This window comes from Rhodoferax sp. (assembly GCF_034519335.1).
GTDB lineage: Bacteria > Pseudomonadota > Gammaproteobacteria > Burkholderiales > Burkholderiaceae_C > Allorhodoferax.
Map to the genome: position 1 here is coordinate 1 of NZ_JAXHOL010000004.1, position 12,739 is coordinate 12,739.

The 12,739-nt window shown below is 64.2% G+C and carries 13 protein-coding genes and 1 pseudogene; 11 read left to right on the forward strand and 3 right to left on the reverse strand.

What is annotated here, in order from left to right:
* Together U5O12_RS04415 and U5O12_RS04420 are read left to right on the forward strand one after the other, a co-directional pair.
* A partial coding sequence (locus U5O12_RS04415) for a DUF637 domain-containing protein (protein ID WP_322577474.1) occupies nt 1–1,228 on the forward strand: 1,228 nt, incomplete at its 5' end.
* 246 nt (nt 1,229–1,474) lie between these two features.
* Entirely contained in the window at nt 1,475–1,741 is a 267-nt protein-coding gene (locus tag U5O12_RS04420; protein ID WP_322577475.1) for a hypothetical protein, read from the forward strand.
* 1,057 nt (nt 1,742–2,798) lie between these two features.
* Here the strand turns inward: U5O12_RS04420 and U5O12_RS04425 are convergent.
* From U5O12_RS04425 to U5O12_RS04435, 3 genes are read right to left on the reverse strand one after another with little or no spacing between them, the layout of a single operon-like run.
* On the reverse strand, nt 2,799–3,104 hold the full coding sequence (locus tag U5O12_RS04425) for an NIPSNAP family protein (RefSeq protein ID WP_322577476.1): 306 nt from the start codon (nt 3,102–3,104) through the stop codon (nt 2,799–2,801).
* A 22-nt stretch (nt 3,105–3,126) separates the two neighbouring features.
* A complete protein-coding gene (locus U5O12_RS04430) occupies nt 3,127–3,486 on the reverse strand; it encodes a DUF4087 domain-containing protein (protein WP_322577477.1) in 360 nt (119 codons plus the stop codon).
* Nucleotides 3,483–4,931 (reverse strand): PLP-dependent aminotransferase family protein, encoded by a 1,449-nt coding sequence (locus U5O12_RS04435; RefSeq protein ID WP_322577478.1) that lies wholly within the window; start codon nt 4,929–4,931, stop codon nt 3,483–3,485. Before U5O12_RS04435 ends, U5O12_RS04430 begins: the two co-directional genes overlap by 4 nt.
* A gap of 99 nt (nt 4,932–5,030) precedes the next feature.
* Here U5O12_RS04435 and U5O12_RS04440 point away from each other — a divergent pair, with 99 nt between their 5' ends.
* The 9 genes and pseudogenes from U5O12_RS04440 (at nt 5,031) to U5O12_RS04480 (ending at nt 12,593) form a co-directional block, all read left to right on the forward strand.
* Complete coding sequence (locus tag U5O12_RS04440; protein WP_322577479.1) at nt 5,031–5,666, forward strand: LysE family translocator; 636 nt, start codon at nt 5,031–5,033, stop codon at nt 5,664–5,666.
* Nucleotides 5,663–6,586 carry a DMT family transporter gene (locus U5O12_RS04445; RefSeq protein ID WP_322577480.1) on the forward strand — a complete coding sequence of 308 codons (924 nt, stop codon included), beginning with the start codon at nt 5,663–5,665 and terminating at the stop codon, nt 6,584–6,586. Before U5O12_RS04440 ends, U5O12_RS04445 begins: the two co-directional genes overlap by 4 nt.
* Nucleotides 6,583–7,185 carry a LysE family translocator gene (locus U5O12_RS04450; RefSeq protein WP_322577481.1) on the forward strand — a complete coding sequence of 201 codons (603 nt, stop codon included), beginning with the start codon at nt 6,583–6,585 and terminating at the stop codon, nt 7,183–7,185. Before U5O12_RS04445 ends, U5O12_RS04450 begins: the two co-directional genes overlap by 4 nt.
* Nucleotides 7,186–7,211: 26 nt before the next feature.
* The gene (locus U5O12_RS04455; protein WP_322577482.1) at nt 7,212–8,447 is read left to right on the forward strand and encodes a PLP-dependent aminotransferase family protein; all 1,236 of its coding nucleotides are present in this window, start codon (nt 7,212–7,214) and stop codon (nt 8,445–8,447) included.
* 2 nt (nt 8,448–8,449) lie between these two features.
* The gene (locus U5O12_RS04460) at nt 8,450–9,073 is read left to right on the forward strand and encodes a glutathione S-transferase (RefSeq protein WP_322577483.1); all 624 of its coding nucleotides are present in this window, start codon (nt 8,450–8,452) and stop codon (nt 9,071–9,073) included.
* A 24-nt stretch (nt 9,074–9,097) separates the two neighbouring features.
* A complete protein-coding gene (locus U5O12_RS04465; RefSeq protein ID WP_322577484.1) occupies nt 9,098–9,970 on the forward strand; it encodes a PhzF family phenazine biosynthesis protein in 873 nt (290 codons plus the stop codon).
* A 26-nt stretch (nt 9,971–9,996) separates the two neighbouring features.
* Nucleotides 9,997–10,937, forward strand: a pseudogene (locus tag U5O12_RS04470) (PhzF family phenazine biosynthesis protein).
* Entirely contained in the window at nt 10,937–11,599 is a 663-nt protein-coding gene (locus U5O12_RS04475; RefSeq protein ID WP_322577485.1) for a LysE family translocator, read from the forward strand. The pseudogene U5O12_RS04470 and the gene U5O12_RS04475 overlap by 1 nt, the downstream one beginning before the upstream one ends.
* A gap of 22 nt (nt 11,600–11,621) precedes the next feature.
* Entirely contained in the window at nt 11,622–12,593 is a 972-nt protein-coding gene (locus U5O12_RS04480) for a threonine dehydratase (protein WP_322577486.1), read from the forward strand.
* Nucleotides 12,594–12,739 lie beyond the last annotated feature (146 nt).

Here is a 12,739-nt window from a genome sequence, read left to right on the forward strand (position 1 = left end):
CAGCACCATGGGCTGGCAAGACATCAGCCCAAAGACAGCGGACTTTGCGAGCAACTTTGGCAAGAACATTGCCAACAACTTCGCCAGCGCCAGCATCAACAGTGCGCTGACTGGCTCTAGCTTGGAAGACGGCTTGCAGTCTGCCTTGCTCAACGCCGTGGTGAGCACCAGCATGGCATTTGGTGCCAAAGCTATCGGTGCAATGACGCTACCGGATGCGAATGGAAACGCCACGCTCAACCCAGCTGGGCAAGCCTTGGCCCATGCGCTGCTGGGCTGCGTTTCAGGCGCTGCGACAGCGGGTAATGGCAGTGGTTGCACGCCGGGGGCTGCGGGTGCCCTGGTGGGAGAGTTGGCAGCGCAGTGGTACGACCCCACGGGCGACAAGACCGATGCCGAGGTGCTGGACTTTGTGAAGGTGGTCAGCGCCACAGCAGGCGCACTCACTGGTGATGGCAGTGCCCAGAGCGTGAACATTGCTTCTGCAACTGGCGTCAACGCGGTGCAAAACAACTTCTTGGAAACACGGGATATCAAGAACGCTGTTGACAAGCTCAAGGCCTGCACAGTGGGTTGCGATGCGTTGCTCAGGGTTCTTGTAGGTCAAGGCGCGCAGCGCAATGTGGGAGGGGTACAAAGCACCTGCAAGGCCAACCCAGAAGCTTGTACCACCCAGGTACAAGGTATGGCAGCTGCCCTCAAAGAACTGCAAAACCCAGAAGTGCGTGCGGCGCTAGGTGGCGCCACCACAGACCGGCTTATTCAGCGCCAAGTGAGTGACCTGGGCAGAGCCGTGGAGAGCCTGCAATGGGGTGCAGAGCATCTGAAAAGCAGCCAGTTGGTTGTGAAAGCCGCTCTAGCTGTAGGAGCCACAGCGGTAGGGGCGGGTGTGCTGCTCAATGTAGGCCGAGCCGTGGCGGCGGCGTGTGGAAGTAGCGGCGGTGCCGCAGCCTGCTCGGGGCTGCTGACCGACCTCAGCATTAGTGCAGCGGAGGCCGCATCCGGTGTGCCTACGTTGGGACTGAGTGCGCCGACTGCCGCAATTGCTGCGGCTCGCCTCAAAGCCGTGGTTGCCCAAACCACCGATCCTGCAGTAATCGCGAAGGAGCTGCAGGTGGTGCTAGCGGAGGCGAAGGTTGAGCAGGCTACGGCTAGTGGGGCCAGTCGTCAGGCTGGTAAAGGGCGGTCACCGGGGAGTACGTGCGCTCCACTGTCGTTGGTAACCTAGAGCCAGGCAATCCGTTGAGCACGAGCATCCCGCGCGCTGGAGATCGGATTGTCATTAATCAAGGCCAATTGCCGACTTGCGCAGGACCCACATCGTGCGGAATGGTTTTGAACTCAGCAGGTGTGCAGGAATTGAAGCCGATCTTGGCACTGTGGATTTCTCAGTCGGGAGTTACTAGCACAGGAACCACGATGCCCCGGCTTTGTGAGGGTGTTAAACGATAACGGTCAACCCGCTCAGCGCGTTTTGGGCGCTACCGTTGAAGACATTGCAGCAGCAACGGCAAATGGCGATCCGGCAATCGTCAGGATGACTTTAGACCGTGGCGGGCATGCAGTTGTTGTCGACGGCGTAACAGTGAGAAATGGAAAACAAGTGGTTGCAATTCGTGACCCAGCCGGAGGGCGGCAATACTTCACGCCGATTGAAGAATTCAGGGCCGTTTCTCCGGCGAAGCTGCAGTTACAAAGAGGTCAAAATGAACGCGAATTATTCTTTCAGATCGTTGGTTGAACAAGGTGAAAAGTTGATCGGAGCAAATGTTTTTGTATTGATGCGGTACATGGTCATTCAAGGCGCCGAAGCCTAGTTGGTTGAGTCGGTGGAGATGCCGGTAAGTTTGTAAAGAATTCCTGTCCATTGCCCTGGCCTGGAATTGCAGCCGGATTTGAGTGTCGGGTGGTTGGATGGGGGAGCGTATTCGTATCTTGATCCTGTCAATGTAGACGTGAAACTGGAAGCTGGGACGGTAAGAAGAAATAGGCTTGTACTCTGAGATACCACTGAACCTACGTTGACTCGTGACGATGAGCCCATTCGTGTGCAGTTAAGCAAAGAGGTTCGAGACTGAGCATTGCAAAGCAGTTGATAGATTCAACTCCATGCGCGTCCCCGCGCAGAGCATCGATTGCAGTCCAGTCCGGGCATCGGAGCCCGGCCCGCCCGGCAGGTTTGCAGGGTAAATCGCTTCGCGCTTTAACATAACAGCTTGTTTGGCGAAGTAGCCGCAGTCATTGCGCCCTTGCGGGTTTACCGGAAACCCCCGTTATGTCTTGCGGCCCTTGCCCTGCAAGTGAAAATAGTGGCGAACTCCGTGTAGTCATACGCCCCCCGCCCGACATCCCCAGCCAGCGCGGTCACGGCTGGTGCCGTCACCGCAGAGTGGTTTTAGCCAGGCGCGTGCCGCGCAGCATCACGTGTGGCTCTCCCCGCCCACCCTGTGGGCCTGGCGCTTACAGCGCACAGGCCGCGCCGGTGGGTGGCCCGTCCGCCCCCAGGGGCTCCCTCCACCCCGGCGCTGCGCGGCTGCTGGCTGGCGCTGTGCCTGTGGCTACTGCCGCACAACTGAAACGCTATTATTTTAGTAGCTGCTTGCGCACATTCCAAGAGGGCTAGCGGCCTATTTTGCATGTAAGCACCTAGCGCAAAGCCCTGGCAAGGCCCGTCCTTGGTGCCCCATCCCTCTTTGGGGGCGAGGATGCAGCAGCGGTGCCAGGCAGCAAAGGCCGCTGCGCGCCGCCTGGGGGTGGTGACCTATCGGCCAGCTATCAAATAAATAGCAAATTTTGCCTCAATGAAACACCGGCCGGAAGAACGTTCGCTCATAGCTGATGATGCAGCGCGTCTCTTCGGCGTAGCGGAAGGCGGCCTGACATTCGGCATCCTGCATGGACTGCTGGCGGTAGGTCTCGTAGGCGGCCAGGCTGGGAAAGCTGAACATGGCCAGCGCAATGTTGTTGGCGCCTTCTGACGGAAGGAAGTAGCCATGGTGCTGGCCGCCAAAGCGCTCCACCAGCGGAATCCAAAGCTTGCCGTAGTGCTCGAACTCGGCGAGCTTGTAAGGGTCAATCACGTAGCGCAGGTAACAGGTCACCATCAATGTGTCTCCAATGAAAAAATCATCCGGGTGGCTTGCCCAGCGCAGCGTCGGCACGGCACTGGGCCAGGGGGCGGGCTTGCGCTCTCAGGATGCGCAGCACCTGGCGGGTCTTGGTGTTGACGGTGACGCGGACACACGCGCAGCCATAGCCGTAGGCGCCGTTGACGCGCACTTTCTGCCGCGCGGGTATCTCGGGCCAGTCGCCCTCGGCCTGGTGGCCGCCTTGCACGGCCACTTCCCACTCACCATCTTTGTCGTGCAGCCACACGTTGCCGGGGCTGGGGTTGTCCCACCAGCCACAGCGGGTCTGGGGGGCGGCCAAAGCCAAGTTGCTGGCACACAGCCACAGGGCCAGAGCTGCGAGGGCTAGCCGCTTCATGCGCGCACCTGCTCATCGCGCAGCCGTGCAAAGGTTTTCCAGAACTGCGCCTCTTGCGTGCTGGCGAAGTTGATGCGCATGAGGCTGCTGGGCGTTCGCTGCGCGTGGAACAGGGCGCCGGGCGCGAGCAGGTAGCCCTCGTCCAGCATGCGCTGGCTCAGGGCGTCGGTGTCCACACCAGTTTCCACCCAGCCAAACAGGCCCACGGGGTCGGACGCGAAGGTGCAGCCGTGCGCCAGCGCCAACTTGACGCTGCGGGCGCGGGCGCCGTCCAGCTGGGTGCGGATGCGCTCGGCGTGGCGGCGCAGTTGGCCTTGGTCTATGCACCAGGCCAGCGCTTTTTCCAGAAGCGCGGGCGTGGTCAGCGTGGACAGCAGCTTGGTGTCCAGCAGCCGCTCGGCCAGGTCTTTGGGGGCGGCCAGGTAGCCCACGCGCCAGTTGGGCGCCAAAATTTTGGCAAAGCCCCCCACGTAAATGGTGCGCTGCAGGCCGTCCAGCGCACACAGGCGCGTGGCGTGTTCGGGCGCGAAGTGGCTGTAGGTGTCGTCCTCAACAATATGAAAGTCGTGCTGGTTGGCCAGCTGCAAGATACGGTAGGCGCTGCTTGGCGAGAGGCAAAACCCCGTGGGGTTGTGGAACACGCTCACACTCACAAACAGCTTGGGCCGGTGCTGCTGGCAGTACTGCGCCATCACCTCCAGGTCGGGCCCCTCGGCGCGGCGCGGCACCGGCAGGATGCGCATGCCCAGCGAATCGAGCCGCGCAAACTCGATCGCCCAGCCGGGCTCTTCCACCATCACGTAGTCGCCCGCGCGCAGCAGGGTGCGGCTCACCACGTCCAGCGCGTTGGTGGCACCCACGGTGGTGATGATTTGCTCGGGCGCGGCGTGTACCGACAGGCCTGCTAGCTTAGTGGACAGCGCGCGGCGCAGCCCGATGTCGCCGGCCGGCTCGCCGTATTGCAACGAGAACGCGTTGAGCGCCTCCACACTGCAGCTGCGCCGCACGGCCGTGGCCAAAAACGTGGACTGCAGCCACTCCTTGGGCAGCACGCCCATGCCGGGCTGGGGCTTGTTGCTCACGCCCTTGAACATGCCGCGGATCAGCGCCGTGGCGTTGAGCGGGGCGTAGCGCTGGGGCACGGTGAGCATCAAATTAGCCACGCCGTGCGCTCCTGATTCGATAGCTGCTTGCGCACTACCCACGGCGGCCGAAGGCATTTCTCGTACATAAAAGCCACGGTTTTTGCGCGCCTCCACCAGCCCCTGGGCCAGCAGCTGGTCGTAAGCCCCCACCACGGTGGACGGGCTCACGCCTTGCTGCTGCGCGCACAGGCGTACCGAGGGCAGGCGCGCACCGGGTGCCAGCAGGCGGTCGCGGATGCGCTGGGCAAACAGCGCCGCCAGTTGTTCGGCCAGGCTTTGGGCCGCGGTTTTCATGAGCATGGGGCGTCCTCTGTGCTGGCCGTGCCAGCAATACAGTTTGGTTTCTGTTCATACAAACTGTACTGCAAGTGTGCTGCTATTCCAAGTACAGTGAATCGCATGTTCACCACCTTTACCGCTGCCGAGTTCACCGCGCTGCTCTTGCTGTCCACCGCGGCCAGCTTCACGCCGGGGCCCAACACCACGCTGTCTACCGCACTGGCGGCCAACCGGGGCTTGCGCGGTGCGCTGCACTTTGTGCTGGCTGTGCCACTGGGCTGGGGCCTGTTGTTCACCCTGTGTGCCGGTGGCCTGGGTGCGCTGGTGGTGGCTCTGCCGCTGTTGCGCAGCGCCATCCAGTGGCTGGGCATTGCCTACCTGCTGTGGCTGGCGGTCAAGCTGGCCCGCGCCAGCAGCCTGGGCGAGGCGGACGCCAGCCGGCTCAACGTGACCTTTTGGCAGGGCGTGGCGCTGCAGTTTCTCAACATCAAGGCCTGGATGTTGGGCCTGACGGTGACTGCCGGCTGGCTGGCCGGGCGCGAGGACGTGCTGGCGCGCTTTGCCATCACGCTGCCGCTGATGCTGGCCTTTGGTTTCTTCAGCAACCTGCTCTACGCGGCCATTGGCTCGCTCTTGCGCGATTGGCTCAGCGGCCCGGTGGTCGCCGGTGTGGCCACGGCGCAGCGCCTGCGCTGGTTCAACCGCGGCATGGCTGCCGTGTTGGTGGCTACGGCCGCTTGGATGGGATCGCTATGAGCACTTCACACACCGCCAACCTAAAAAAGGGCCTGTGGCTGGGCCTCTTGGGCATCACCATCTTTGCCATGACGCTGCCCATGACACGGCTGGCCGTGGGCACGCCCGAGGCGCCGCTGATGTCGGGCCTGTTCATTGCCGTGGGCCGGGCTGTGGTGGCGGGCGTGCTGTCAGCGCTTTTGTTGTGGTTCAGCCGCGCACCGCTGCCGCCGCGCGACACCTGGGGCCCGATGGTGCTGGTCGCTTTGGGGGTGGTGTTTGGCTTTCCCATCTTTACCTCGCTGGCCATGCGCCATGTGGAGGCGGTGCACGCCAGTGTGATGGTGGGGGTGCTGCCGCTGGCTACTGCCGTGGTGGGCGCGTTCCTGAATCGGCAGCGACCGTCTACCGGCTTCTGGGTCTGCGCGCTGGCGGGCACGGCGCTGGTGGTGGCGTTTGCTGTCTTGCGCTCGGGCCAAAGCGGCCTCACCTTGCAAATGGCAGACGTGCTCTTGCTGCTAGCCATGGCCTGTGCGGCCGTGGGCTATGGCCATGGCGGGCGCCTGTCGCAGCGCATGCGGGCCGAGCATGTGATTTGCTGGGCGCTGGTGATTGCACTGCCGATCAACTTGCCGCTGGCCGTGTGGCAGTTTCCTGGCGTGGCGCTGCCGGCCAGCGCCTGGGTGGCGTTTGCCTATGTGTCGGTGTTCTCCATGTGGCTGGGCTTTTTTGCCTGGTACAAGGGCCTGGCCCTGGGCGGCACGGTGCGCGTAAGCCAGGTGCAGCTGCTACAGCCCTTTCTGGGCATGCTGTTCGCCGTGCCCTTGCTGGGTGAGCGGCTGGACGCGGTGACCGTGGGCTTTGGCGTGGCGGTGATTGCAACGGTCTTCATCGGCCGGCGCATGCCGGTGCAAACCCCTGTGAAAGCAGCCGCCGCATGAACACCGACCTGATGATTGCCGCGGCCCTGTTCCTCATCGTGAGCTCCGTCACACCGGGGCCCAACAACACCATGCTGATGGCCTCGGGGGTGAACTTTGGCGTGCGCCGCTCGCTGCCGCACCTGCTGGGGGTGCAGATCGGCTTCACCGTAATGCTGCTGTGCGTGGGCCTGGGCTTGCATGCGGTGCTGGACCGGTTTCCGGCGCTCTACCAGCTGATGCGCTGGGGCGGCGCGGCCTACCTGCTGTGGCTGGCCTGGAAGCTGGCCACCGCCCGCCCGGCCAACGCCGACCCAGATGCGCCAGCAGCACAACCCTTGGGCTTCTGGGGCGCTGCGGCTTTCCAGTGGATCAACCCCAAGGCCTGGGTGATGATCGTTACCGCCATGAGCGCCTACCTGCCGCCCGACGCCACTCTGTCCCAAGTGCTGCTGCTGGCGCTGATGTCGCTGGTGTTGGGCAGCCCCTGCTCGGCGGTGTGGCTGGGCTTTGGCCAGGCCATGCGCGGCCTGCTGCAAGACCCGCTGCGCCTGCGCATCTTCAACATCACCATGGCGCTGGCCCTGGTGGCCTCGCTCTACCCTATGCTCATGCCTTGACCCTGATTTTTTGAGAGAAGACAACCATGACAAACACGACCCACTGGACCCTGGCCGAACGTGCCGCCAAGATGAACCCTTCGGTGATCCGCGAGATCCTGAAAGTGACCGAGAAGCCCGGCATCATCAGTTTTGCCGGCGGCCTGCCCAGCAGCAAAACCTTCCCCGTGGCCGAGTTTGAAGCCGCATGCGCCAAGGTGCTCAAAGACGACCCGGCTGGCGCCCTGCAATACGCAGCGTCTGAGGGCTATGGCCCGCTGCGCGAACTGGTCGCCGCCCAGCTCAAAGCCCAAAGCGCCGCTGCCGGCGTGACCTGGAATGTGGATCCCGCGCAGGTGCTCATCACCACCGGGTCACAGCAGGGCCTGGACCTGGTCGCCAAAATCTTGATCGACGCGGGCAGCAAGGTGCTGGTCGAGTCCCCCACCTACCTGGGCGCGGTGATGGCCTTCACGCCCATGGAGCCCAACGTGGTGAGCGTGGCCAGCGACGACGAAGGCATCGACATTGCCGACCTGGCTGCCAAGTCGGCCGACGCGCGCTTTTTGTACGTGCTGCCCAACTTCCAGAACCCCACCGGCCGCAGCATGACCGAGGCGCGCCGCGCGGCACTCAGCGCAGAAGCAGCCCGCAGCGGCCTGCCCATCATGGAAGACAACCCCTATGGCGACCTGTGGTTTGACCAAGCGCCCCCCGCGCCCCTGACCGCGCGCAACCCCGAGGGCGGCATTTACCTCGGCTCGTTCTCCAAGGTGCTGGCCCCCGGCCTGCGCATGGGCTTTGTCGTGGCCCCCAAAGCGGTGTACCCCAAGCTGCTGCAAGCCAAGCAAGCGGCCGATTTGCACAGCCCCGGCTTCAACCAACGCCTGATTTTTGAGGTGATGCAAAACGGTTTTCTGGATCGCCATGTGCCCACCATCCGCAGCCTCTACAAAGCCCAGCGCGACGCCATGCTGGAGGCTCTGGCCAAGCACTTCCCCGAATCACAAGGGCCGCACGCCGCCAACGCCGACAGCACCTTCACCTGGAACACTCCGGCCGGTGGCATGTTCTTGTGGGCGCGCCTGCCAGCGGGCATGAACGCCGTAGACCTGCTGCCCCACGCAGTGGACAAGGGTGTGGCCTTTGTGCCGGGTGCACCGTTCTACGCAGGCAATGCCGACGCCCGCGCCATGCGCCTGAGCTTTGTGACCCCCAGCGTGGAAGAAATCCACCGCGGTGTGGCCGCACTGGCCGAAGCCATCCACGCCCAAAGGAGCTAAGCATGGCGGTTCATATCTGGGGGCGTTTGTCCTCCCTCAACGTGCGCAAGGTGGTGTGGGCCGCGCAAGAAACCGGCGTGACTTTCACGCGCAGCGATGCGGGCATGGCGTTTGGCGTGGTCAAAACGCCCGAATACCTGGCCATGAACCCCAATGCGTTGGTGCCTACGTTGCAAGACGGCGACTTTGTTCTGTGGGAGAGCAACGCCATCGTGCGCTACATCTTTGCCAAGTACGGCAACGAACAGCTCTACCCCCAGGACTTGGCCCTGCGCTTTGACGCAGAGCGCTGGATGGACTGGCAGCAAACCACCTTGAACCGCGAGAGCGGTGGCGCGTTTCTGCAGTGGTTCCGCACGCCGGCTGACAAGCGCGACCCGGCACTGATTGCCCGCTCCACCGCCGCCACAGAGCCCGCCATGGCCCAGCTCAACGACCATTTGGCCACCCGCACCTGGATGTGCGGCGAGCACTTCAGCATGGCCGACATTCCGGTGGCCTGCGATGTGCACCGCTGGTTCGCCCTGCCCCAGCCACGCCCCAGCTGGCCGCACCTGGAGCGCTGGTTTGCCGCCATCCTGGCGCGCCCGGCCACACGCGGTGTGCTTGACCTGCCTATTTCATAACGCTCACTCTTAGAAAGGTTCCTCGTGCCCCAGCTTCGCCCCTTCGCCCAAGTCGATGTGTTCACTGCCCAGCCGTATCTGGGCAACCCGCTCGCCGTCGTGCTCGACGGCAGTGGCCTGAACGATGCGCAGATGCAAGGCTTTGCACGATGGACGAACTTGAGCGAAACCACCTTCGTTCTGCCCCCCACGCCCGAGGCGGCAGCGCTGGGCGCAGACTACCGGGTGCGCATCTTCACCCCCGGCGGTGAATTGCCCTTTGCCGGCCACCCCACGCTGGGCAGCTGCCACGCCTGGCTGGAGGCCGGTGGCACACCCCGAGCCAAAGACCGCATCGTGCAAGAGTGCGCCAAGGGCTTGGTGCAAATCTGCCGCGACGGCAGCCGACTGGCGTTTGCAGCCCCCTCGTTCCAGCGCAAAAACCCCAGCCCCGGCTTGCTGGCGCAGGTGGCGCACGCGCTGGGCCTGACGGCCAAACAAATCATCTCGGCCCAGCACCTGAGCAACGGCACCGACTGGCTGGGTGTGCTGGTGGACGACATGCAGTCCGTGCTGCAGCTGCAGCCAGATCACCCTGCGCTCAAAAATTTAGGCGTCAAAGTGGGCGTAGCGGCCGTAGATACTGCGCGAGCAGCTCCTGATTCGATAGCGGAGAAGCTGGAGGTGCGTGCCTTTGCCGCGCTCAACGGCATCAACGAAGACCCTGTGACCGGCAGCCTGAACGCGAGCCTGGCCCAGTGGCTGATTGCCGATGGCTACATGCCCGCCAGCTACCTGGTGCACCAGGGCACCTGCATCCAGCGCGAGGGCCGCATCCACATCCGCCAAGACGCCAGCGGCCAAGTCTGGGTGGGCGGTGATTCGGTGACCTGCATCCGTGGCACGGCCACGCTCTAACCCTCATTCCCGTTTCCGGAGCTTCCATGCGCCAACGCCTTTTCAAGCAGGTGGACGTGTTCACCGCCCAGCCCTACCTCGGCAACCCGCTGGCCGTCGTGCTGGACGGCAGCGGCCTCAGCACCGAAGAAATGCAGTCCTTCGCCCGCTGGACTAACCTGAGCGAGACCACGTTTTTGCTGCCGCCCAGCCCCGAGGCCGCAGCCCAAGGCGCGGACTACCGGGTGCGCATCTTCACGCCCGGTGACGAGCTGCCCTTTGCCGGCCACCCCACGCTGGGCAGCTGCCACGCCTGGCTGCAGGCCGGCGGCGCGCCCAAGGCTCCCGACACCATCTTGCAAGAGTGCGCCAAGGGTTTGGTGCCTCTGCGCCGCGACGGCGCGCGCCTGGCCTTTGCCGCTCCGAGCCTGCAGCGCAGCACGCCGGATGCGGCGCTGATCGGCCCGCGTGGCCGCAAGCGCTGGGACTGCAGCCGCAACAGATTCTGGCAGCCCAGTGGCTCAACAACGGCCCCACCTGGCTGGGCCTGTTGCTCGACAGCATGGACACCGTGCTCAGCCTGCAGCCGGACGCCGCGGCCCTCAAAGGTTTGGTGCCCGGTGTAGGTGTAGCCGGCATGGATGCTGCGCCAGCAGCTCCTGATTTGATAGTCCGCAGCAACCGCGAGGCGCGTGCTTTTGGTGCCCGCGACGCTGGTGCCAGCACTGCGGATGAGGACACACCTTCTGTGGAGGTGCGCTTTTTCGCCCCCGATATTGGTGTGCTGGAAGACCCGGTCACCGGCAGCTTCAACGCCAGCCTGGCCCAGTGGCTGATCGCTGACGGCATTGCGTCTGCCCGCTACGTGGCCGCGCAAGGCACTTGCATTGGCCGGGCCGGGCGTGTTTTCATCAAGCAGGACGACAGCGGCCAAGTCTGGGTGGGTGGCGATTCGGTCACGTGTATTGAAGGCCAGGTGACGCTGTGATGGCCGCACTGGACGCCTGGCTGCACGCGCCGCTGGCGGCGCAACTTGCACTGGCGTGGACCACCTACCTGGTGGGTGCAGGCAGCCCCGGCCCCAGCAATATGGCCATCATGGGCATGGCCATGCAGGCCGGGCGCCGCCCCGCGCTGTGGTTGGCGTCGGGCATTCTGTGTGGGTCGTGGTTTTGGGGCGTACTGGCAGCGCTGGGTGTGTCGCAGCTGGTGGCCAGCTTTAGCACCGGGCTGATCGCCATGAAGGTGCTGTGCGGACTCTATTTGCTGTGGCTGGCGTTCAAGTCGGCACGCGTGGCATGTGCGCCCCATGCCGACCTGCAGTCGACACAAGCTGCACAGGCGATGCCACGCCAACTCTACTTGCGCGGCCTCGGCATGCACCTCACCAACCCCAAGGCGGTGCTGGCTTGGTTGTCCACCGTCACGGTCGGCATTCCAGCCGGGGCCTCACCCCACCTGGCGTGGGTGGTGGTAGCCGGTTGCATGGTGATGGGGGTGGGCATCTTCACCGGCTATGCGCTGGCGTTTTCCACCCCCACCGCGCGCCGCCTCTATGCCCGCAGCCGCCGCTGGATGGAAGGCCTGCTGGCCGCCGTGTTCGGCCTGGCCGGGCTGCAGCTGCTGCGCGCCAGCACCCACGCACATTGAATCCCTTGCCCCAGGACCCACCATGACCGCTAACACCCTTCTCCCCACCCTGCACGACATCGAAGCCGCGGCCCAGGTGGTGTACCGCGAATTCGGCCCCACGCCGCAGTACCGCTGGGGCCAACTCGCCAAGCTGCTGGGCGCGACCTGCTGGGTGAAGCACGAGAACCACACGCCCGTGGGTGCCTTCAAGATCCGTGGTGGCCTGACCTACTTTGACCAGCTGGCCCGGCGCGGCGCCCTGCCCGCCGAGGTGATCAGCGCCACGCGTGGCAACCACGGCCAGAGCATTGGCTGGGCCGCGCGGGCGCACGGGGTGGCCTGCACCATCGTGGTTCCGCATGGCAACTCGTTGGAAAAGAACGCCGCCATGCGTGCGCTGGGTGTCACGCTCATCGAACACGGCACCGACTTTCAGGAGAGCCGCGAACACGCCATGCGCCTGGCCCAAGAGCGCGGCGCCCACATGGTGCCCAGCTTCCACCCCGACCTGCTGCGCGGCGTGGCCACCTACTGGTGGGAACTGCTCAAGGCAGCACCGGAACTGGACGTGATCTATGTGCCCATCGGCCAGGGCTCAGGCGCCTGCAGCGCCGTGGCCGCCAAACGGGCGCTGGGCCATCAAGCGCGGATCGTCGGCGTAGTCAGCGCCCACGCCACCACCTATGCGGATTCGTTGACGGCCGGCAAAGTCATCGAAGCCCCGGTCACCACCCAGCTGGCCGACGGCATGGCCTGCCGCGTGGCTGATCCCGAGGCTCTGGACGTCCTGATGGGCGAGATCGACCACATCGTGCAAGTCACCGACGCCGAAGTCGCCCAAGCCATGCGCGATCTCTTCGCCTGCACCCACAACGTGGCCGAAGGCGCTGGCGCTGCCAGCTTTGCCGCCGCCATGCAGGAGCGCGCCGGCCTGCAAGGGCAGACAGTGGGCATCACGCTGTGCGGGGGGAATGTGGACTCGGGGGTGTTTGCCGAAGTACTGCGGGGTTAGCGTCATTTCACCGCCCCACATAGCAGCTCCTGCTCTTTGATGGGACTGCCTTGCCAATGGCAGTGACACACAAATCCTGCATGAGTTACGACAACTAGCGCTCCTAATTTCGTAGCTGCTGTCGCACATTTAACAAGCGCCAAGTG